Source organism: Streptomyces sp. NPDC030809, from assembly GCF_055572195.1.
This window is the reverse complement of the sequence record NZ_JBVIDV010000004.1, coordinates 186610-207560: the sequence shown is the minus strand read 5'-3', so window position 1 is coordinate 207560 and position 20951 is coordinate 186610. Positions and strand designations below refer to the sequence as shown.

26 protein-coding genes are annotated in these 20951 nt (G+C 67.4%); 1 reads left to right on the top strand and 25 read right to left on the bottom strand.

The window, feature by feature from the left end; all coding sequences use genetic code 11:
* Position 1: 1 nt before the first annotated feature.
* The 24 genes from rpmD to rpsL all read right to left on the bottom strand — a co-directional run bounded on the left by rpmD (position 2) and on the right by rpsL (position 14055).
* Entirely contained in the window at positions 2-184 is a 183-nt protein-coding gene (rpmD, locus tag ACZ407_RS07670; RefSeq protein WP_005313525.1) for a 50S ribosomal protein L30, read from the bottom strand.
* The gene (gene rpsE / locus ACZ407_RS07665) at positions 184-789 is read right to left on the bottom strand and encodes a 30S ribosomal protein S5 (protein ID WP_030201551.1); all 606 of its coding nucleotides are present in this window, start codon (positions 787-789) and stop codon (positions 184-186) included. The genes rpmD and rpsE overlap by 1 nt, the downstream gene beginning before the upstream one ends.
* Positions 790-834: 45 nt before the next feature.
* Positions 835-1218, bottom strand: a complete 384-nt coding sequence (gene rplR / locus ACZ407_RS07660) for a 50S ribosomal protein L18 (protein WP_468126329.1) — start codon at positions 1216-1218, stop codon at positions 835-837.
* Positions 1219-1222: 4 nt separating this feature from the next.
* Positions 1223-1762, bottom strand: a complete 540-nt coding sequence (rplF, locus tag ACZ407_RS07655) for a 50S ribosomal protein L6 (RefSeq protein ID WP_468126327.1) — start codon at positions 1760-1762, stop codon at positions 1223-1225.
* 20 nt (positions 1763-1782) lie between these two features.
* Positions 1783-2181 (bottom strand): 30S ribosomal protein S8, encoded by a 399-nt coding sequence (gene rpsH / locus ACZ407_RS07650; protein ID WP_079429302.1) that lies wholly within the window; start codon positions 2179-2181, stop codon positions 1783-1785.
* A 221-nt stretch (positions 2182-2402) separates the two neighbouring features.
* On the bottom strand, positions 2403-2588 hold the full coding sequence (locus ACZ407_RS07645; RefSeq protein ID WP_003956452.1) for a type Z 30S ribosomal protein S14: 186 nt from the start codon (positions 2586-2588) through the stop codon (positions 2403-2405).
* Positions 2589-2593: 5 nt separating this feature from the next.
* On the bottom strand, positions 2594-3145 hold the full coding sequence (rplE, locus tag ACZ407_RS07640) for a 50S ribosomal protein L5 (protein WP_352193892.1): 552 nt from the start codon (positions 3143-3145) through the stop codon (positions 2594-2596).
* The gene (gene rplX / locus ACZ407_RS07635) at positions 3145-3456 is read right to left on the bottom strand and encodes a 50S ribosomal protein L24 (RefSeq protein WP_468126325.1); all 312 of its coding nucleotides are present in this window, start codon (positions 3454-3456) and stop codon (positions 3145-3147) included. Before rplX ends, rplE begins: the two co-directional genes overlap by 1 nt.
* Before the next feature lie 2 nt (positions 3457-3458).
* Positions 3459-3827, bottom strand: a complete 369-nt coding sequence (gene rplN / locus ACZ407_RS07630; protein WP_003956455.1) for a 50S ribosomal protein L14 — start codon at positions 3825-3827, stop codon at positions 3459-3461.
* A 98-nt stretch (positions 3828-3925) separates the two neighbouring features.
* The gene (gene rpsQ, locus ACZ407_RS07625; RefSeq protein WP_468126323.1) at positions 3926-4207 is read right to left on the bottom strand and encodes a 30S ribosomal protein S17; all 282 of its coding nucleotides are present in this window, start codon (positions 4205-4207) and stop codon (positions 3926-3928) included.
* Positions 4207-4431, bottom strand: coding sequence for a 50S ribosomal protein L29 (gene rpmC / locus ACZ407_RS07620; RefSeq protein ID WP_114053741.1), 225 nt, complete (start codon positions 4429-4431; stop codon positions 4207-4209). The genes rpsQ and rpmC overlap by 1 nt, the downstream gene beginning before the upstream one ends.
* The gene (rplP, locus tag ACZ407_RS07615; RefSeq protein ID WP_352193895.1) at positions 4431-4850 is read right to left on the bottom strand and encodes a 50S ribosomal protein L16; all 420 of its coding nucleotides are present in this window, start codon (positions 4848-4850) and stop codon (positions 4431-4433) included. Before rplP ends, rpmC begins: the two co-directional genes overlap by 1 nt.
* Before the next feature lie 5 nt (positions 4851-4855).
* Positions 4856-5689: a 30S ribosomal protein S3 gene (rpsC, locus tag ACZ407_RS07610; protein ID WP_219664737.1), complete on the bottom strand. Its 834-nt coding sequence runs from the start codon at positions 5687-5689 to the stop codon at positions 4856-4858.
* Entirely contained in the window at positions 5689-6036 is a 348-nt protein-coding gene (gene rplV, locus ACZ407_RS07605; protein ID WP_030201575.1) for a 50S ribosomal protein L22, read from the bottom strand. Before rplV ends, rpsC begins: the two co-directional genes overlap by 1 nt.
* A gap of 43 nt (positions 6037-6079) precedes the next feature.
* Complete coding sequence (gene rpsS / locus ACZ407_RS07600; protein ID WP_166628878.1) at positions 6080-6361, bottom strand: 30S ribosomal protein S19; 282 nt, start codon at positions 6359-6361, stop codon at positions 6080-6082.
* 12 nt (positions 6362-6373) lie between these two features.
* Positions 6374-7210 (bottom strand): 50S ribosomal protein L2, encoded by an 837-nt coding sequence (gene rplB / locus ACZ407_RS07595; RefSeq protein WP_393574707.1) that lies wholly within the window; start codon positions 7208-7210, stop codon positions 6374-6376.
* A gap of 39 nt (positions 7211-7249) precedes the next feature.
* The gene (rplW, locus tag ACZ407_RS07590; RefSeq protein WP_125642234.1) at positions 7250-7570 is read right to left on the bottom strand and encodes a 50S ribosomal protein L23; all 321 of its coding nucleotides are present in this window, start codon (positions 7568-7570) and stop codon (positions 7250-7252) included.
* Entirely contained in the window at positions 7570-8220 is a 651-nt protein-coding gene (gene rplD / locus ACZ407_RS07585) for a 50S ribosomal protein L4 (RefSeq protein WP_468126320.1), read from the bottom strand. Before rplD ends, rplW begins: the two co-directional genes overlap by 1 nt.
* A gap of 5 nt (positions 8221-8225) precedes the next feature.
* Positions 8226-8870, bottom strand: a complete 645-nt coding sequence (gene rplC / locus ACZ407_RS07580; protein WP_468126318.1) for a 50S ribosomal protein L3 — start codon at positions 8868-8870, stop codon at positions 8226-8228.
* 14 nt (positions 8871-8884) lie between these two features.
* A complete protein-coding gene (gene rpsJ, locus ACZ407_RS07575) occupies positions 8885-9193 on the bottom strand; it encodes a 30S ribosomal protein S10 (protein WP_003948644.1) in 309 nt (102 codons plus the stop codon).
* 501 nt (positions 9194-9694) lie between these two features.
* Entirely contained in the window at positions 9695-10888 is a 1194-nt protein-coding gene (gene tuf, locus ACZ407_RS07570) for an elongation factor Tu (RefSeq protein ID WP_468126316.1), read from the bottom strand.
* A gap of 150 nt (positions 10889-11038) precedes the next feature.
* Positions 11039-13171, bottom strand: coding sequence for an elongation factor G (gene fusA / locus ACZ407_RS07565; RefSeq protein WP_468126315.1), 2133 nt, complete (start codon positions 13169-13171; stop codon positions 11039-11041).
* A 39-nt stretch (positions 13172-13210) separates the two neighbouring features.
* Positions 13211-13681, bottom strand: coding sequence for a 30S ribosomal protein S7 (gene rpsG / locus ACZ407_RS07560; protein WP_053731192.1), 471 nt, complete (start codon positions 13679-13681; stop codon positions 13211-13213).
* 2 nt (positions 13682-13683) lie between these two features.
* A complete protein-coding gene (rpsL, locus tag ACZ407_RS07555) occupies positions 13684-14055 on the bottom strand; it encodes a 30S ribosomal protein S12 (RefSeq protein WP_007265893.1) in 372 nt (123 codons plus the stop codon).
* 393 nt (positions 14056-14448) lie between these two features.
* On the opposite strand from rpsL, the gene ACZ407_RS07550 reads away from it, so the two are divergent.
* On the top strand, positions 14449-16917 hold the full coding sequence (locus ACZ407_RS07550; RefSeq protein ID WP_468126571.1) for a YfhO family protein: 2469 nt from the start codon (positions 14449-14451) through the stop codon (positions 16915-16917).
* A gap of 82 nt (positions 16918-16999) precedes the next feature.
* Here the strand turns inward: ACZ407_RS07550 and ACZ407_RS07545 are convergent, their stop codons facing one another.
* On the bottom strand, positions 17000-20899 hold the full coding sequence (locus ACZ407_RS07545; protein WP_468126314.1) for a DNA-directed RNA polymerase subunit beta': 3900 nt from the start codon (positions 20897-20899) through the stop codon (positions 17000-17002).
* Between the last annotated feature and the right edge of the window lie 52 nt (positions 20900-20951).

Sequence of the window (20951 nt, the reverse complement as noted above, 5' to 3'; positions counted from 1 at the left end):
ATCAGTCGACCTCCTCAACCGTCACGAGGTGGCGGACGGTGTGCACCATGCCGCGGAACTCGGGGCGGTCCTCCTTGACGACCACGTCGTTCAGGCGCTTGAGCCCGAGCGAACGAAGGGTGTCGCGGTGGTTCTGCTTGCTGCCGATGTACGACTTCGTCTGCGTGATCTTGAGGCGAGCCATTACGCACCCGCTCCCGCACGCGCACGAAGCAGAGCCGCGGGGGCGACGTCCTCGAGCGGCAGACCACGGCGAGCCGCGATCTCCTCGGGACGCTGCAGGCCCTTCAGGGCCTCCACGGTCGCGTGCACGATGTTGATCGCGTTGTCGGAGCCGAGCGACTTCGACAGGATGTCGTGAACGCCGGCGCACTCCAGGACGGCGCGCACCGGGCCACCGGCGATAACACCGGTACCGGGGGAAGCAGGCTTCAGCAGGACGACGCCCGCCGCCTTCTCACCCTGGATCGGGTGGGGGATGGTGCCCTGGATACGGGGGACCTTGAAGAAGTGCTTCTTGGCCTCCTCAACACCCTTGGCGATGGCGGCCGGCACCTCCTTGGCCTTGCCGTAGCCGACACCTACGGTGCCGTCACCGTCACCCACCACGACGAGCGCGGTGAAGGAGAAACGACGACCACCCTTGACAACCTTGGCGACGCGGTTGATCGCGACAACGCGCTCAACGTACGCGGTCTTCTCGGCGGCAGCAGCGCCACCGTCGCGACCCTTCCGGTCCCGCCGCTCGCCGCCACCGGCACCGCTGCCGCGGCGCTGGGGTCCAGCCATTGGATTACCTCTCTCTGTTACGTCCGTTAGTCCCGGAACCGGGGCTTAGAACTTCAGCCCGGCTTCGCGGGCGGCGTCAGCCAGAGCGGCAATGCGCCCGGCGTACCTGTTGCCACCACGGTCGAACACGACGGCCTCGACACCGGCGGCCTTGGCGCGCTCGGCGACCAGGGCGCCGACCTGCTTGGCCTGCGCGGACTTGTCGCCCTCGCCACCGCGGATCGAAGCGTCCAGGTGGGACGCCGACGCCAGGGTGTGGCCCTTGAGGTCGTCGATGACCTGCGCGGTGATGCCGCGGTTCGAACGCGTCACGACGAGGCGCGGACGCTCCGCCGTACCCGACATGTTCTTGCGGATGCGGATGTGGCGGCGCGCCTTCGCAGCGCGCTTGTAAGCGTCGCCCTTGGCGATCTTCACACCGTATGCCATGGCTTTACTTACCAGCCTTTCCGACCTTGCGGCGGATGACCTCGCCCGCGTACTTGACACCCTTGGCCTTGTACGGGTCGGGCTTCCGCAGCTTGCGGATGTTGGCGGCGACCTCGCCGACCTTCTGCTTGTCGATGCCCTCGACCGAGAACTTGGTCGGCGACTCGACCTTGAAGGAGATGCCCTCGGGCGCCTCCACCAGGATCGGGTGGCTGTAGCCGAGCTGGAACTCCAGGTCGGAGCCCTTCGCGGCAACGCGGTAACCGACACCGCTGATCTCGAGCGCCTTGGTGTATCCCGTGGTCACACCGGTGATCATGTTGGCCACCAGCGTGCGGGACAGGCCGTGGAGGGCCTTGTTCTGACGCTCGTCGTTCGGGCGGGTGACGTTCAGAACGCCGTCCTCGCCCTTAACGATCTCGATCGGAGCGGCAACGGTGTGCGTCAGGGAGCCCTTGGAGCCCTTGACGGTGACCGTGCGGCCCTCGATGGTGACGTCCACGCCGGCGGGAACCGGGATGGGGAGCTTGCCAATGCGAGACATAGCTTTTCCTCCGTTCCCGACTACCAGACGTAGGCGAGGACTTCCCCACCCACGCCCTTCTTCTGCGCCTGCTGGCCGGTCAGGAGACCGTGGGACGTGGAGATGATCGCCACGCCCAGGCCGCCGAGAACCTTCGGCAGGTTGGTGGACTTCGCGTACACGCGCAGACCCGGCTTCGAGATGCGCTTGATGCCGGCGATCGAGCGCTCGCGGTTCGGACCGAACTTCAGCTCGAGGACGAGGTTCTTGCCAACCTCGGCGTCCTCGACCTTCCAGCCGGTGATGAAACCCTCCTGCTTGAGGATTTCCGCGATGTGCGACTTGATCTTGCTGTGCGGCATCACGACCTGGTCGTGGTACGCCGAGTTTGCGTTACGCAGACGAGTCAGCATGTCTGCGATGGGGTCAGTCATGGTCATGAATCGGCCTTCGGCCTCTCTCGCCGGGGTTTCCTGTATGCGCCATCCCTCTCCCCACACAGAGGCGGGACGGGTGCGGCGCGGGGACCTACGGCGTAGTAAGTCGGTAGGGCGGCGGACGCCCAACCCCACAAGCCTACGGCATGCGGGATGGGCGGTCCGCCGACCTGATGCTTACCGAGAGCGTCTGGAAAACCTCAACACCCAAAGGGTGTGCGGGTTTACCAGGAGCTCTTGGTCACGCCCGGCAGCTCGCCACGGTGAGCCATCTCACGAAGGCACACGCGGCACAGGCCGAACTTGCGGTACACGGAGTGCGGACGACCGCAGCGCTGGCAGCGGGTGTACGCGCGCACGCCGAACTTGGGCTTGCGGGCAGCCTTCGCGATGAGAGCCTTCTTCGCCATCTCGCTTACGCCTCCTTGAACGGGAAGCCGAGGTGACGAAGGAGGGCACGGCCCTCGTCGTCGTTGGTCGCCGTGGTCACCACGGTGATGTCCATACCCCGGACACGGTCGATCTTGTCCTGGTCGATCTCGTGGAACATGACCTGCTCCGTGAGACCGAAGGTGTAGTTGCCCCGGCCGTCGAACTGCTTCGGGGACAGGCCGCGGAAGTCGCGGATGCGCGGCAGCGCGAGCGACAGGGTGCGGTCCAGGAACTCCCACATGCGGTCGCCACGGAGGGTGACGTGGGCACCGATCGGCTGGCCCTCACGCAGCTTGAACTGCGCGATGGACTTGCGGGCCTTGGTGACGGCCGGCTTCTGACCGGTGATCGTGGTGAGGTCCTTGATGGCACCCTCGATCAGCTTGGAGTCGCGGGCGGCGTCGCCCACACCCATGTTGACCACGATCTTCACGAGGCCGGGGATCTGCATGACGTTCTCGTAGGAGAACTCCTCACGCAGCTTGCCCGCGATCTCCTCGCGGTACTTCGTCTTCAGACGCGGAGTGGTAGCCATCAGATGTCCTCACCCGTGCGCTTGGCAACGCGGATCTTGTTGCCCTCGTCGTCGAAGCGGTAACCGACGCGGGTGACGACCTTCTTGCCGTCCTTCTCCACAACCAGCTGAACGTTGCTGACGTGGATGGGGGCCTCGGTGATCACGATGCCACCGGCCTGGTTCTGCGCGGCCTTGGTGTGCTTCTTGACCCGGTTGACACCCTCGACGAGGACGCGGTTCTCAGCCGGCAGGGCCTGGATGACCTTGCCCTGCTTGCCCTTGTCCTTACCGGTGATGACCTGGACCAGGTCGCCCTTCTTGATCTTCATGCTTACAGCACCTCCGGCGCGAGCGAGATGATCTTCATGAACTTCTTCTCGCGCAGCTCACGCCCGACCGGGCCGAAGATGCGGGTGCCGCGAGGGTCGCCGTCGTTCTTCAGAATGACGGCGGCGTTCTCGTCAAAGCGGATGTACGAGCCGTCCTGGCGGCGGCGCTCCTTGACGGTGCGAACGATGACCGCCTTGACGACGTCACCCTTCTTCACGTTGCCACCGGGGATCGCGTCCTTGACGGTGGCGACGATGACGTCACCGATGCCCGCGTAGCGGCGGCCCGAGCCACCGAGAACACGGATGCAAAGGATCTCCTTGGCACCAGTGTTGTCGGCGACGCGAAGCCGCGACTCCTGCTGGATCACGTCTATCTCCTGTTTGTCTGCCGGTTCCCGGCAGGGGCTGATCTCTCAGCCCCTGCCGAGCCTGGCGGAACTGACCTGAGGGAAACCCCTCAGGTTAATTACTTGGCCTTCTCGAGGATCTCGACGACACGCCACCGCTTGGTCGCGGACAGCGGACGCGTCTCCATGAGGAGAACGCGGTCGCCGATGCCCGCGGCGTTGGCCTCGTCGTGCGCCTTGAGCTTGTTGGTACGGCGGATGACCTTGCCGTACAGCGCGTGCTTGACGCGGTCCTCGACGGCGACGACGACGGTCTTGTCCATCTTGTCGCTGACGACCAGACCCTCACGGGTCTTGCGGAAACCGCGCTCGGTGTTCTCAGTCACGTTGTTCTCGCTCATCAGGCGTTCTCCACCGTCTCGATACCGAGCTCACGCTCGTGCATCAGGGTGTAGATGCGAGCGATGTCCTTACGGACGGACTTGAGCCGGCCGTTGTTCTCCAGCTGACCCGTGGCCGCCTGGAAACGGAGCTTGAACAGCTCCTCCTTGGCCTCACGCAGCTTGGCAACGAGCTCCTCGTTGCCCAGCTCGCGCAGCTCCGACGCCTTGGTACCGGCCGCCATCACGACTCACCTGCCTCGCGCTTGACGATCCGGCACTTCATCGGCAGCTTGTGGGCCGCACGAGTCAGAGCCTCACGCGCAATCTTCTCGTTCGGGTAGGACAGCTCGAACATGACCCGACCCGGGTGCACGTTCGCGATCCACCACTCCGGGGAACCCTTACCGGAACCCATGCGGGTCTCGGCAGGCTTCTTCGTGAGCGGGCGGTCCGGGTAGATGTTGATCCAGACCTTGCCGCCACGCTTGATGTGGCGGGTCATGGCGATACGAGCGGACTCGATCTGGCGGTTGGTCACGTACGCCGGGGTCAGCGCCTGGATGCCGTACTCGCCGAATGCCACCTCAGTGCCACCCTTGGCCATACCACGGCGCTTGGGGTGGTGCTGCTTGCGGTGCTTGACCCTACGAGGGATCAGCATGTCGGTCAGGCCTCCGTTCCGGTGCTCTCGGCCGGAGCGGCGGCAGCGGCCTCGGCCTTGGGGGCCTCGGTCGCAGCAGCCTGCTGCGGCTTGCGGCCACCACGGCCGCCACGCTCGCCACCGCGGCCACCACGGCCGGCGGGGCGGTCAGCGCCACCACGGGCCGGGCGGTTGCCCGCACGGGCCGCAGCGTTCTCGGCGCGGACCTCGGCGATGTTCTTGACGTCGCCCTTGTAGATCCAGACCTTCACGCCGATGCGGCCGAAGGTGGTCTTGGCCTCGAAGAAGCCGTACTCGACGTTCGCGCGCAGCGTGTGCAGCGGCACACGACCCTCGCGGTAGAACTCCGAGCGGGACATCTCGGCGCCGCCGAGACGGCCGCCACACTGGATCTTGATGCCCTTGGCGCCGGCCTTCATGGCGGACTGCATGCTCTTGCGCATGGCCCGACGGAAGGAGACGCGGGAGGACAGCTGCTCGGCAACGGCCTGGGCGACGAGCTGAGCGTCGACCTCGGGGTTCTTGACCTCGAGGATGTTCAGCTGCACCTGCTTGCCGGTGAGCTTCTCGAGGTCGCCGCGGATGCGGTCGGCCTCGGCGCCGCGGCGGCCGATGACGATGCCCGGGCGGGCGGTGTGGATGTCCACGCGGACACGGTCACGGGTGCGCTCGATCTCAACCTTCGAGATGCCGGCGCGCTCCATGCCGGACGTCATCATCCGACGGATGGCGACGTCTTCCTTGACGTAGTCCTTGTACAGCTTGTCGGCGTACCAACGCGACTTGAAGTCGGTGGTGATGCCGAGCCGGAACCCGTGCGGGTTTACCTTCTGGCCCATTACCGGGTTCCTTCCTTGCTGCTGACGACCACGGTGATGTGGGAGGTCCGCTTGCGGATCCGGTAGGCACGGCCCTGGGCGCGCGGACGGAACCGCTTCAGGGTCGGGCCCTCGTCAACAAACGCCTCGCTGATGAACAGCGAGGAGGCGTCCGTGTGGTTGTAGTTGTGCGCGGCGTTGGCGATGGCGCTGTCAAGCACCTTGCCGACCGGCACAGACGCGGCCTGCGGGGCGAAACGCAGGACCGCCTGGGCCTCCGTGGCGTCCATGCCACGGATGAGGTCCACCACACGGCGGGCCTTCATGGGCGTGACGCGGATGTACCGCGCCTGGGCCCTGGCTTCCATGGTTGTCCCTTCGGTGTAAGTCATAGTCGTTCCCACCCCGCGATTAGCGGCGCTTCGACTTCCGGTCGTCCTTGACGTGGCCGCGGAAGGTGCGAGTCGGCGAGAACTCGCCGAGCTTGTGGCCGACCATGGACTCGGTGACGAACACCGGGACATGGGTCTTGCCGTTGTGCACCGCGATCGTGTGGCCCAGCATGGCCGGGATGATCATCGAGCGACGGGACCAGGTCTTGATGACGTTCTTGGTGCCGGCTTCGTTCTGGGCGTCCACCTTCTTGATGAGGTGGTCGTCGACGAAGGGCCCCTTCTTGAGACTGCGCGGCATCTAAACCCGCTCCTAGCGCTTCTTGTTCGTCTTGCGGCGGCGGACGATGTACTTGTTCGAAGCCTTCTTCGGCGAACGAGTACGACCCTCCTTCTGACCCCACGGGGAGACCGGGTGGCGACCACCGGAGGTCTTGCCCTCACCACCACCGTGCGGGTGGTCAACCGGGTTCATCGCGACACCGCGGACGGTCGGGCGGACGCCCTTCCAGCGCATGCGGCCGGCCTTGCCCCAGTTGATGTTCGACTGCTCGGCGTTGCCGACCTCGCCGATGGTGGCGCGGCAGCGAACGTCGACCAGGCGGATCTCGCCGGACGGCATACGGAGGTGCGCCATGGCACCTTCCTTCGCCAGCAGCTGCACGGAGGCACCCGCGGAACGGGCGAACTTCGCGCCGCCGCCGGGCCGCAGCTCGATGGCGTGGATGGTCGTACCGACCGGGATGTTGCGCAGCGCCAGGTTGTTGCCGGGCTTGATGTCGGCCGTGGGGCCGTTCTCAATCCGGTCGCCCTGGTTCAGGCCACGCGGGGCGATGATGTAGCGCTTCTCGCCGTCCGCGTAGTGCAGGAGCGCGATGCGCGCGGTGCGGTTGGGGTCGTACTCGATGTGCGCGACCTTGGCCGGCACGCCGTCCTTGTCGTGACGACGGAAGTCGATCACACGGTAGGCGCGCTTGTGTCCGCCACCCTGGTGGCGAACGGTCACACGACCGGCGTTGTTACGGCCGCCCTTGCTGTGCAGGGGACGGACCAGCGACTTCTCCGGCGTGGACCGCGTGATCTCGACAAAGTCGGCGACGCTGGAGCCACGACGGCCCGGAGTCGTCGGCTTGTACTTGCGGATACCCATTTCTCAGTCCTCGTCCGATATTCGGACCAGGGCGCTCCGTTAGGAGGCCTGGCCGAAGATGTCGATACGGTCGCCCTCGGCAAGGGTCACGATGGCGCGCTTGGTGTTGGCGCGCTTACCGAAACCGGTGCGGGTGCGCTTGCGCTTGCCCTGGCGGTTGATCGTGTTCACCCCGGCGACCTTGACCGAGAAGACCGCCTCGACGGCCTGCTTGATCTGGGTCTTGTTGGCGCGGGGGTCGACGATGAACGTGTACTTGTTCTCGTCCAGCAGCGCGTAGCTCTTCTCGGAGACAACCGGGCGAACCAGAATGTCGCGCGGGTCCGTGAAGGTCTTGCTGGTGATCGTTGCCTCGGACATCAGGCCTCGTTCCCTTCGGTCTCAGCGGCCTTGGGGCCAGACACGAAGGACTCGAGAGCGGCCTGGGTGAAGACCACGTCGTCGGAGACGAGCACGTCGTACGTGTTCAGCTGGCCCGGCTCCAGGATGTGCACCTGGGGCAGGTTGCGGGCGGACAGCCACGCGGCCTCGTCGGCACGCTCGACGACCAGGAGCAGGTTCTTGCGCTCCGAGATCTTGCCGAACAGCGTCTTGGCGGCCTTGGTGGAGGCGGCACCCTCGACCACGCCGGAGACGACGTGGATGCGGGAGTGACGGGCCCGGTCGGTGAGGGCGCCACGCAGAGCGGCAGCCTTCATCTTCTTGGGGGTCCGCTGCGAGTAGTCACGCGGCACGGGGCCGTGCACGACGCCACCGCCGGCGAACTGCGGCGCACGGGTCGAACCCTGACGGGCGCGGCCGGTGCCCTTCTGGCGGTACGGCTTCTTGCCACCACCGCGGACCTCGCCACGCGTCTTGGTCTTGTGCGTACCCTGACGGGCGGCAGCAAGCTGCGCGACGACGACCTGGTGGATCAGCGGAACGCTGACCTTGGCGTCGAAGATCTCGGCCGGAAGCTCAACGGTCCCGGTCTTGTCGCCGGCAGGCGACAGAATGTCAATGGTGCTCATAGTCCTCAGGCCCCCTTGGCCGCAGTGCGGACCAGGACGAGGCCGCCGTTCGGACCAGGAACCGCGCCCTTGATGAGCAGCAGGCCCTTCTCCGCGTCAACGGCGTGAACGGTCAGGTTCTGGGTGGTGACCCGGTCGTTACCCATGCGGCCGGCCATCTTCATACCCTTGAAGACACGGCCCGGGGTGGCGCAGCCACCGATCGAACCGGGCTTGCGGTGCACGCGGTGGGCACCGTGCGAAGCCTTGCCACCACGGAAGTTGTGGCGCTTCATGGCACCGGCGAAGCCCTTGCCCTTGCTCGTGCCCGTGACGTCAACCTTGACGCCGGACTCGAACACCTCGGCAGTGACCTCCTGGCCCAGCGTGTACTCGCTGGCGTCGGAGGTGCGGATCTCCACCAGGTGGCGGCGCGGGGTCACGTCGGCCTTGGCGAAGTGGCCCTTGAGGGGCTTGTTCACCTTGCGCGGGTCGATCTCGCCGAAGGCGATCTGGACCGACTCGTAGCCGTCGATGTCGTTGGTGCGGACCTGGGTGACGACACAGGGCCCGGCCTTGACGACGGTCACCGGGACGATGCGGTTGTTCTCGTCCCAGACCTGGGTCATGCCGAGCTTCTCGCCCAGGACGCCCTTGATCTGCTTAGCCATCTTCTCCGCGCCTCTCAGAGCTTGATCTCGATGTCAACGCCGGCCGGAAGGTCCAGGCGCATCAGCGAGTCAACGGTCTTGGGCGTCGGGTCGAGGATGTCGATCAGGCGCTTGTGCGTGCGCATCTCGAAGTGCTCGCGCGAGTCCTTGTACTTGTGCGGCGACTTGATGACGCAGTACACGTTCTTCTCAGTGGGCAGCGGCACCGGGCCCGCGACCGACGCACCAGTGCGGGTCACCGTCTCGACGATCTTCTTCGCCGAGGAGTCGATGACCTCGTGGTCGTAGGCCTTGAGCCGGATGCGGATCTTCTGTCCCGCCATGGCTACTTCGTAGTCCTTTGTCTCTGTGGAACGCTCTGGTACTCGGTCGGCTGCCTGTTCGGCCGCTTCTCGCCGACCCCCGCGGTCGGGCGTGTCGCACTCCCTCTCTGAAAATTCCCATACGGAAATTCCCTCTTCAAGGGGGCGCGGTCCACGACCGCGGTTCGGGGGAGAAACACCCACCGAGTGCCTGGCCGGCACCCCGCTGACGCTTCCCGGAAGATTCCCGTACGTCCGCCCCATTGCTGCCCCGAGAGGCAGATAAAGGCGACGAGTACTGTGGGACTCGCTTCCGGTCCTCCCGGCGGGAGGCGCGCAGCATCGGTACTCAACCGAGCAACTTGAACAGTTTGCCATACATGACGCAGGGCGCGCCAATCGCAAGGGGGGAGGGTACCCCATCTCACATTCAGAAGGGCCCCGGCTCGCCGCTCTCGCGGCGGGCCGGGGCCCTTCCTTCATGCTTGGCTGCTCCGAAGAGCTACCAGGTCAGAGCACGAATTACTTCGTGATCTTGGTGACCTGGCCGGCGCCCACGGTACGACCACCCTCACGGATGGCGAACTTCAGGCCCTCCTCCATGGCGACCGGCTGGATCAGCTCGACCTTCATGTCGGTGTTGTCGCCCGGCATGACCATCTCGGTGCCCTCGGGGAGGGTCACGACGCCGGTCACGTCCGTGGTACGGAAGTAGAACTGCGGGCGGTAGTTGTTGAAGAACGGGGTGTGACGGCCACCCTCGTCCTTCGACAGGATGTACGCGGCGGCCTCGAACTCGGTGTGCGGGGTGACCGAACCGGGCTTGATGATGACCTGGCCGCGCTCGACGTCCTCGCGCTTGATGCCACGGAGGAGCAGACCGACGTTCTCACCGGCCTGGCCCTCGTCGAGCAGCTTGCGGAACATCTCGATGCCGGTGACCGTGGTGGTGGTCTTCTCCGGCTTGATGCCGATGATGTCAACGGTCTCGTTGACCTTCAGGACACCACGCTCGATACGGCCGGTGACGACCGTACCGCGACCGGTGATGGTGAAGACGTCCTCGACGGGCATGAGGAACGGCTTGTCCGTCTCACGCGGCGGGGTCGGGATGGCCTCGTCGACGGCCTTCATGAGGCCGAGGAGCTTCTCGCCCCACTCCTTGTCGCCCTCGAGGGCCTTCAGAGCGGAGACCTGGACGACCGGAACGTCGTCGCCCGGGAAGTCGTACTCGGAGAGGAGCTCACGGACCTCGAGCTCGACGAGCTCCAGGATCTCCTCGTCGTCCACCATGTCGGCCTTGTTCAGGGCGACGACGATGTACGGAACGCCGACCTGGCGGGCCAGGAGCACGTGCTCCTTGGTCTGCGGCATCGGGCCGTCGGTGGCGGCGACCACGAGGATGGCGCCGTCCATCTGCGCGGCACCGGTGATCATGTTCTTGATGTAGTCCGCGTGACCCGGGCAGTCGACGTGGGCGTAGTGACGCGCCTCGGTCTGGTACTCGACGTGCGCGATGGAGATGGTGATACCGCGCTGGCGCTCCTCAGGAGCCTTGTCGATCTGGTCGAAGGCCGAGGCCTCGTTCAGGTCCGGGTACGCGTCGTGCAGCACCTTGGTAATGGCGGCCGTGAGGGTCGTCTTACCGTGGTCAATGTGACCGATGGTGCCGATGTTGACGTGCGGCTTAGTCCGCTCGAACTTCGCCTTCGCCACTGGGGTCCTCCTGTGGAGTGGTTCTGTACGCCTTACTCATCGGCGCCAGGTGATCTTTGCTGGAATGCCGGCTCCCCCGGGGCAACTCGAGCGGTTGCCGTTGTTGCCCCAGGGATTCCGGTGACAAGCCTAAAGCGTGAAACGAGAGAGTTACTCGCCCTTGGCCTTCGCGATGATCTCCTCGGCGACGTTCCGGGGAACCTCGGCGTAGGAGTCGAACTGCATCGAGTAGCTTGCGCGACCCGAGGTCTTGCTGCGGAGGTCTCCGACGTAGCCGAACATCTCCGAAAGCGGCACGAGGCCCTTGACGATCTTGGCTCCGTGACGGTCCTCCATGGCCTGGATCTGGCCACGGCGGGAGTTGATGTCACCGATGACATCGCCCATGGACTCCTCGGGCGTGGTGACCTCAACGGCCATCATCGGCTCGAGCAGAACGGGCGACGCCTTGCGCGCACCCTCCTTGAACGCCTGCGAACCGGCGATCTTGAAGGCGAGCTCGGAGGAGTCGACCTCGTGGTAGCCACCGTCGAGCAGGATGACGCGGACGCCGGTCATCTCGTAGCCCGCCAGGATGCCGAACTGCATGGCCTCCTGCGCACCCGCGTCGACCGAAGGGATGTACTCCTTCGGGATGCGGCCACCGGTGACCTTGTTCACGAACTCGTACGCCGGACCATCGGGGTCGGTGATCGGCTCGATCGCGATCTGCACCTTGGCGAACTGACCGGTACCACCGGTCTGCTTCTTGTGGGTGAAGTCGATGCGCTCGACGGCCTTGCGGATCGTCTCGCGGTACGCGACCTGCGGCTTGCCGACGTTGGCCTCGACCTTGAACTCGCGCTTCATACGGTCGACCAGCACCTCGAGGTGCAGCTCGCCCATACCGCCGAGGATGGTCTGGCCCGTCTCCTCGTCCGAGTGAACGTGGAAGGAGGGGTCCTCCTCCGCGAGACGCTGGATGGCGACACCCAGCTTCTCCTGGTCACCCTTGGACTTGGGCTCGATGGCGACCTGGATGACCGGGGCCGGGAAGTCCATGGACTCCAGGATGACCGGGGCCTTCTCGTCGCACAGCGTCTCACCGGTGGTGGTCTGCTTCAGGCCCATGACGGCGACGATGTCGCCGGCGCCCACCGCGTCGATCTCCTCACGCTTGTTCGCGTGCATGCGGTAGATCTTGCCGATGCGCTCCTTCTTGCCCTTGACGGAGTTCAGCACCGAGGTGCCGGCCTCCAGGCGGCCCGAGTAGACCCGGACGAAGGTGAGCTTGCCGAGGTGCGGGTCGCTCATGATCTTGAACGCGAGCGCGGCGAGGGGCTCCTCGTCCGACGGCTTGCGCTTCACGGCAACCTCGGCGTCCTTGACGTCGTGGCCCTCGATGGCCTCGATGTCCAGGGGGGACGGGAGGTAGCGGACGACGGCGTCGAGCAGGGGCTGGACGCCCTTGTTCTTGAACGCCGTGCCACAGAACACCGCGGTGATCGTGGGCTCGCCCTTGCCCTTGCCGGAGCCCAGGATGATGCGACGCACGGCGGCGTGCAGCTGCTCCTCGGACGGCTCGTCGCCGTTGAGGAAGAGCTCCATCATCTCTTCGTCGTTCTCGGCAACGGTCTCGACGAGCTTGCCGCGCCATTCCTCGGCGAGCTCGGTGTGCGAGGCCGGGATGTCGACGACGTCGTACATCTCGCCCTTGGTGGCCTCGGCGGACCAGACGAGCGCCTTCATGCGCACGAGGTCGACGACACCCTGGAAGTCGGCCTCGGCACCGATCGGCAGCTGCATCACGATCGGAACCGCGCCCAGGCGGTCCTTGATCATGTCGACGCAGCGCATGAACTCGGCGCCGGTGCGGTCGAGCTTGTTGACGAAGCAGATGCGCGGGACGCCGTAACGGTCGGCCTGGCGCCACACCGTCTCGGACTGCGGCTCGACACCGGCAACACCGTCGAACACGGTGACGGCACCGTCGAGGACGCGGAGCGAACGCTCCACCTCGACCGTGAAGTCCACGTGGCCCGGGGTGTCGATGATGTTGATCGTGTGGTCGACGTCCTCGAGCGGCCAGTGGCAGGTCGTCGCGGCGGACGTGATCGTGATGCCGCGCTCCTGCTCCTGCTCCATCCAGTCCATCGTGGCAGCGCCGTCGTGGACCTCACCGATCTTGTAAGACACACCGGTGTAGAACAGGATGCGCTCGGTGGTGGTCGTCTTGCCCGCGTCGATGTGGGCCATGATGCCGATGTTGCGCACCTTGGCCAGGTCAAGCGAAGTGGTAGCCATAAGGCTTCGGTCTTCTCTCGGTCTCGATGTGGGTTGCGACTACCAGCGGTAGTGCGCGAAGGCCTTGTTGGACTCGGCCATCTTGTGCGTGTCCTCGCGCTTCTTGACGGCAGCGCCAAGACCGTTGGAGGCGTCGAGCAGCTCGTTCATGAGGCGCTCGGTCATGGTCTTCTCGCGGCGGGCGCGGGAGTAGCCCACGAGCCAGCGGAGGGCCAGGGTCGACTGACGACCCGGCTTGACCTCGACGGGGACCTGGTAGGTCGCGCCACCGACACGGCGGGACTTGACCTCGAGGGACGGCTTGACGTTCTCGAGCGCGCGCTTCAGCGTGATGACCGGGTCGTTGCCGGTCTTCTCGCGGAGGCCTTCCATGGCGCCGTAGACGATGCGCTCGGCGGTGGAGCGCTTGCCGTCCAGGAGGATCTTGTTGATCAGCGAGGTGACCAGAGGAGAGCTGTAGACCGGGTCGATGATGACCGGGCGCTTCGGGGCGGGGCCCTTACGAGGCATTCTTACTTCTCCTTCTTGGCGCCGTAGCGGCTGCGGGCCTGCTTGCGGTTCTTGACAGCCTGGGTGTCAAGCGCACCGCGGATGATCTTGTAACGAACACCCGGCAGGTCCTTCACACGGCCACCACGCACGAGCACGATCGAGTGCTCCTGCAGGTTGTGTCCCTCACCCGGAATGTAAGCGGTGACCTCGATGCCGGAGGTCAGACGCACACGCGCGACCTTGCGGAGCGCCGAGTTCGGCTTCTTCGGGGTGGTCGTGAACACACGCGTGCAGACGCCACGGCGCTGGGGCGAAGCCTCAAGCGCAGGCGTCTTCGTCTTCTCGACCTTGTCCTGCCGGCCCTTCCGGACCAGCTGCTGGATCGTAGGCACTACTTCTCCGGTTTCTGTGTGCCGTTGGTGAAACTAACCTGGAACTTCGCCGACCCACGCGGTCGGGTGTGTCGAATGCTGCAAGCTCCCGCGAAACGCGGAGACGTACAGATTGCGGCGGCCACGGCGGGCTCGCGTGCGGTGGATGGACACGCACAGGAGCCCAGGCACACCCCAGGCACAAGGTCTGAGCGTACCTATCGCATCCACTCCGGTCAAAACAAATGCCCACGCCCGGCGACCCCCCGCACGACCTCCGGGCCCCGCGCCCGCCCCGCCCCTAAACTGCCGAATGGTTCTTAAGCACCAAAACGTTCCAGCAGGTCAGTCCAGGTCGGGACGGGTCCGCAGGTCAGCGGCTCGCGGGCGGATGGGAGCAGCACGTTGGGGACCGTGGTACCGGAGCCGATCACCCTGCCGGCCCCGCGCCCGGGACCCTTCCGACCGGACCCCGACCGGATCCGCCGCGCCCTTCGCGGCCCGGTCCTCGCCTTCCTCCTGACCGCCGGCTCCTTCACCCTCGCCTGGGCCCTGCGCGGCGCGCAGCCCTTCGGCGACCGCCCCCGGGCCCTGAACGACCAGGCCAACCAGTACGTGCCCTTCCACCAGGGCCTGTGGGACCTGGTGCACGGCCGGGCCGCCGGGGACCTGCTGTTCACCTGGCGCACCGGCTACGGCCAGCAGTTCCTGGCGGACTTCCACACCTACCTCGGCAATCCGCTCTCCTGGTCGGCCGTCCTCGTCCCCCGGGACCGCGTGGACCTGGCCGTCTTCGCCCTCACCCCGCTCACCCTGGGGCTGGCCGCCGCGACCATGGCCTGCTGGCTGGGCCGGCTCGCCCCGGGCCCCGGCCCGCTGCGCGCCGTGCTCGGCACCTGCTACGGGCTGTGCGGCTGGTCCCTCGCCGACGCCTCGTACATCCCGATGTGGCAGTGGGGGCTGGTGTCCCTGCCGCTGCTCGGCATCGCCGTCGAGTGGTGCGTGCAGGAGCGGCGGCTGCCCTCGGCCGTGCTGCTGGTGGCGCTCGCCTGGCAGGGGAACTTCTACACCGCGATGATGGCCACGGCGGCCGCCGGCATCGTGCTCGCGGTCCGGCTGTTCCTGCTGCGGGCCGGGACCCGGCAGCAGGTGCGGGCCCTCGTGCGCGCGGCCGCCGCCGCGGGCACCGGCATCGCGCTCACCCTGCCCCTGCTGCTGCCCTCGGTGCTCGCCAGCGGAGCCTCCCAGCCCACCCGGGCCGCCGCGTTCGAGCCGGTGCCCACCCCGCTCTTCCTCATGGGCCTGCTGCCCGGCTCCTACCACTGGGGCGGGCACCCCCGGCTCTACGTGGCCTCCCTCGGCCTGGTCCTCGCCCTGGCCTTCCTCCTCGACCCGGCGGTGGCCCGGCGCACCCGGCTGGCCTGGGGGGCGGCGGCCGTGCTGGTCGCGGCCTCCTTCCAGTTCCCGCCCACCCAGTACGCCTGGCACGGGCTGGCGGTGCCCAACGGGAACCCGTACCGCGAGACCTTCGTGCTCGCCGCCCTGCTCGTGGTCACGGCCTGGTTGGGGCTGGCGGCCCGGCCCCGGCCCGCCCGGCTCGCCGCCGCCCTCGGCATCCTGGCCGCGGCCGCCTTCCTGCTGCGCGGGGCCGACGACTTCACCCCCTGGACCTGGGCCGCCGTCCTCGGCGGGGGTTCCCTGTCGGTCCTCGGCCTCTGCCTGGGGCTGCACGGCAGCGGCCCTCGGCGGCGCCGGGGCCTGGCCGCGGCCGGGGCCCTGCTGATGGCCGCGACCGTGTGCGCCGAGTCCGCGGGTTCCGCGCTGACGGCCGACCTCCGCCGCTCCCGCGAGAGCTGGGCCCGGCCCCGGCCCACCTCCGGTCCGGAGGTCGGCGCCCGCGCCGCCGCCGTCCGCAGGGTGGACGGCTGGCCCGCGTACCGGACCGACCCCGGCCGCCCGGAGCTCTCGTACAACGACGGTCTGGCGCTGGGGGGCGAAGGCCCGCAGTACTACAGCAGCTACCTGCCGGCCGTCGCCTTCCGGACCCTCGCCCCCCTCGGATACGGCTACAAGAACGACGGCCGCACCCTCTTCGGCGCCGACAGCCCGGTGCTCGACGCGGTCTTCTCGGTGGGCGCCCGGGTCCACCCGGCGCCCGGCGGTGGCTGGCGGGCCCGCACCTTCCCCGCTCCCCCGCTGGTGACCGTACGCCGCCGCCCGTACGCCTCCCCGCACTCCCCGGCCGGGGTCTGGGGCCGCCAGGAGGCCGTCCTCGGCAGCACCGTGTACGAGGTCCCCCGCACGGTCCGCGGCCCGCGCACCCCGGCCGGCACCCTGTTCTCCGCCCGGTGCACCCCCGGCACCGAGGCCCACTGGTACGCCCCCGCCCTCACCGGCCGGCTCCGGTACGGGACCGCATCCCGCCCCCTGGCCGGGAAGGCCACCGGCGTCCTGCGGCTCGGCCCGGTCCCGGCCTCCGGGCGCGTGGACCTGCTGCTGCGCACCGAGGGCCCCGGCAGCGCTCCCGCGGACGCCGTGGGCTGCCTGGACCGCGCCGCCCTCGGCGCGGCCGTCCGGCGGCTGACCGCCGAGGGGGCCGTCTCGGTCCGCACCGGCGGGCACTCCGTACGGGCCGTGCTGCCCGCGGGCAGCGCCGGCACCGTGGTGATCGCGGCCCCCGCCGTGCCCGGCTGGCACTGCTCGGCCCCGCGGCGCGCGTTCCACGGCCTGCTCGCGGTGGCGGCGGCCCCGGGCACCCGGGAGGTGTCCTGCACCTTCCGCCCCCGGGGGCTGCTCCCCGGGCTCGCGGCCGGCGGGGCGGCCCTGCTGCTCCTGGCCGCGGGCACCCTGCACGGGCTGCATCGCAGGTCCCGTGCTGCGTAGGAGGACCGGAAACGGGAGAAGCCCCCCGCCGCTCCTCTCGGAGCGGTGGGGGGCTTCTTCACGAGCCTGACTCGCGCGACCGTCAGCCGTTGTACGGGCCGTAGTCGTAGTCCTCCAGCGGGACGGCCTGGCCGGACCCACTGCCGAAGGGCGAGTAGTCGATGTCGTCGTAGCCGACGGCCGAGTACATCGCGGCCTTGGCCTCCTCGGTGGGCTCCACCCGGATGTTGCGGTAGCGGGACAGACCCGTACCGGCCGGGATGAGCTTACCGATGATGACGTTCTCCTTGAGGCCGATGAGGCTGTCGGACTTGGCGTTGATCGCCGCGTCCGTCAGGACTCGGGTCGTCTCCTGGAAGGAGGCGGCCGACAGCCAGGACTCCGTCGCCAGCGAGGCCTTGGTGATACCCATCAGCTGCGGACGGCCGGAGGCGGGGTGACCGCCCTCGGTGACCACACGACGGTTCTCGGTCTCGAAGCGCGAGCGCTCGACGAGCTCGCCCGGGAGCAGCTCGGCGTCGCCGGACTCGATGATCGTCACCCGGCGGAGCATCTGCCGGATGATGATCTCGATGTGCTTGTCGTGGATCGACACGCCCTGCGAGTTGTAGACCTTCTGGACCTCGCCGACCAGGTGGACCTGGACGGCACGCTGGCCGAGGATGCGGAGCACGTCGTGCGGGTTGGTGGCACCCGCGGTGAGCTTCTGGCCCACCTCGACGTGGTCGCCCTCGTGCACGAGGACCTTGGCGCGCTTCGAGATCGGGAAGGCCGTCTCGTCCGAGCCGTCGTCCGGCGTGATGACGATCTTCTTGGTCTTCTCCGTCTCCTCGATCCGCACGCGGCCGGCGGCCTCGGAGATCGGGGCGACACCCTTCGGGGTACGGGCCTCGAAGAGCTCGACGACACGCGGCAGACCCTGGGTGATGTCGTCACCGGCCACACCACCGGTGTGGAAGGTACGCATCGTCAGCTGGGTACCGGGCTCACCGATGGACTGGGCGGCGATGATGCCGACCGCCTCACCGATGTCGACCAGCTTGCCGGTGGCGAGCGAGCGTCCGTAGCAGAAGGCACAGGTGCCGACCGCGGACTCGCAGGTCAGGACCGAGCGGGTCTTGACCTCCTCGACGCCGTTGGCGACCAGCGCGTCGATCAGGACGTCGCCGAGGTCCACGTTGGCCGGCGCGATGACCTTGCCGTCGATGACGACGTCCTCGGCCAGCATGCGGGCGTACACGGAGGTCTCGACGTCGTCGGCCTTGCGCAGGACGCCGTCCTCGCCGCGGACCGCGATCTTGAGCTTCAGACCGCGCTCGGTGCCGCAGTCCTCCTCGCGGATGATCACGTCCTGCGAGACGTCCACCAGACGACGGGTCAGGTAACCCGAGTCGGCGGTACGCAGGGCGGTGTCGGCGAGACCCTTACGGGCACCGTGCGTGGAGATGAAGTACTCGAGCACGGAGAGGCCCTCGCGGAACGAGGCCTTGATGGGACGCGGGATGGTCTCGTTCTTCGCGTTCGACACCAGACCACGCATACCGGCGATCTGTCGCATCTGCATCATGTTTCCTCGGGCACCCGAGTCAACCATCATGAAGATGGGGTTGGTCTTGGGGAAGTTCGCGTTCATCGCCTCGGCAACCTCGTTGGTCGCCTTGGTCCAGATCGCGATGAGCTCCTGCGTGCGCTCGTCCTTGGTGATCAGACCGCGCTCGTACTGCTTCTGGACCTTCTCGTCCTGAGCCTCGTAGCCCGCGACGATGGCCTTCTTGGCCTCGGGCACGACGACGTCGGAGATGGCCACGGTGACACCGGAACGGGTCGCCCAGTGGAAGCCGGCCGCCTTCAGGTTGTCGAGCGTCGCCGCCACGATGACCTTGGGGTAGCGCTCCGCCAGGTCGTTGACGATCTCGGAGAGCTGCTTCTTGCCCACCGAGTAGTCGACGAACGGGTAGTCCTCGGGCAGCAGCTCGTTGAAGAGCGCACGGCCCAGCGTGGTCTTCAGACGGAAGCTGTCGCCCGGCTGGAACTCCTGCTCGCCCTCCTCGGCGACCGGGGGCACCCAGCCGCGCGGCGGGATGGTGCCCACCGGGAAGCGGATGTCCACGGCCGACTGCAGCGAGAGCTCGCCGGCGTCGAACGCCATGATCGCCTCGGCGGTGGAGCCGAAGGAACGGCCCTCGCCCTTGACGTCGCGCAGCTCGCCGTCGGTGGTGAGGAAGAACAGACCGAGGACCATGTCCTGGGTCGGCATCGTCACCGGACGGCCGTCGGCGGGCTTGAGGATGTTGTTCGAGGACAGCATCAGGATGCGGGCCTCGGCCTGCGCCTCCGCGGAGAGCGGCAGGTGGACGGCCATCTGGTCACCGTCGAAGTCCGCGTTGAACGCGGTGCAGACGAGCGGGTGGATCTGGATGGCCTTGCCCTCGACCAGCTGCGGCTCGAAGGCCTGGATGCCGAGGCGGTGCAGCGTGGGCGCACGGTTCAGCAGCACCGGGTGCTCGGCGATGACCTCTTCGAGGACGTCGTACACGACGGTGCGGCCGCGCTCGACCATGCGCTTGGCCGACTTGATGTTCTGCGCGTGGTTCAGGTCCACCAGGCGCTTCATCACGAACGGCTTGAAGAGCTCCAGCGCCATGGCCTTGGGCAGACCGCACTGGTGCAGCTTCAGCTGCGGGCCGACGACGATGACGGAACGCGCCGAGTAGTCGACTCGCTTGCCGAGCAGGTTCTGACGGAATCGACCCTGCTTGCCCTTCAGCATGTCGCTGAGGGACTTCAGCGGACGGTTGCCGGGGCCCGTCACCGGGCGGCCGCGGCGGCCGTTGTCGAAGAGGGCGTCGACCGCCTCCTGGAGCATGCGCTTCTCGTTGTTCACGATGATCTCGGGGGCACCGAGGTCGAGAAGGCGCTTCAGGCGGTTGTTGCGGTTGATCACACGGCGGTACAGGTCGTTCAGGTCGGAGGTCGCGAAGCGGCCACCGTCCAGCTGCACCATCGGACGCAGGTCCGGCGGGATGACCGGCACGCAGTCGAGCACCATGCCCTTGGGGCTGTTGCTGGTCTGCAGGAACGCGGAGACGACCTTGAGGCGCTTGAGCGCACGGGTCTTCTTCTGGCCCTTGCCGGTACGGATGATCTCGCGGAGGCGCTCGGCCTCCTCCTCCAGGTCGAAGGACTCCAGGCGCTTCTGCAGCGCCGCGGCACCCATCGAGCCGTCGAAGTACGTGCCGAAGCGGTCACGCAGCTCGCGGTAGAGGAGCTCGTCGCCCTCCAGGTCCTGGACCTTGAGGTTCTTGAAGCGCGACCAGACCTCGTCCAGACGGTCGATCTCGCGCTGGGCGCGGTCGCGGAGCTGCTTCATCTCGCGCTCGGCACCCTCGCGCACCTTGCGGCGCACGTCGGCCTTGGCACCCTCGGCCTCGAGCTCGGCGAGGTCCGACTCCAGCTTCTTGGCGCGGCCCTCGAGGTCCGCGTCACGGCGGTTCTCGATCTGCTGGCGCTCGACGGAGACGTGGGCCTCCAGGGACGGCAGGTCGCGGGTACGACGCTCCTCGTCCACGAAGGTGATCATGTACGCGGCGAAGTAGATGACCTTCTCGAGGTCCTTCGGCGCCAGGTCGAGCAGGTAGCCCAGGCGCGACGGGACGCCCTTGAAGTACCAGATGTGCGTGACGGGAGCGGCCAGCTCGATGTGGCCCATCCGCTCACGGCGCACCTTGGCGCGGGTGACCTCGACGCCACAGCGCTCACAGATGATGCCCTTGAAGCGGACACGCTTGTACTTGCCGCAGTAGCACTCCCAGTCCCGGGTCGGACCGAAGATCTTCTCGCAGAAGAGTCCGTCCTTTTCGGGCTTCAGGGTGCGGTAGTTGATGGTCTCCGGCTTCTTGACCTCGCCGTGCGACCAGGTTCGGATGTCGTCCGCGGTGGCAAGGCCGATCCGCAGCTCGTCGAAGAAGTTGACGTCGAGCACTGTGCGTCAATCCCTCTTTCGGGGTCGTGTCTCTTGATCAGTGGTCTGAACG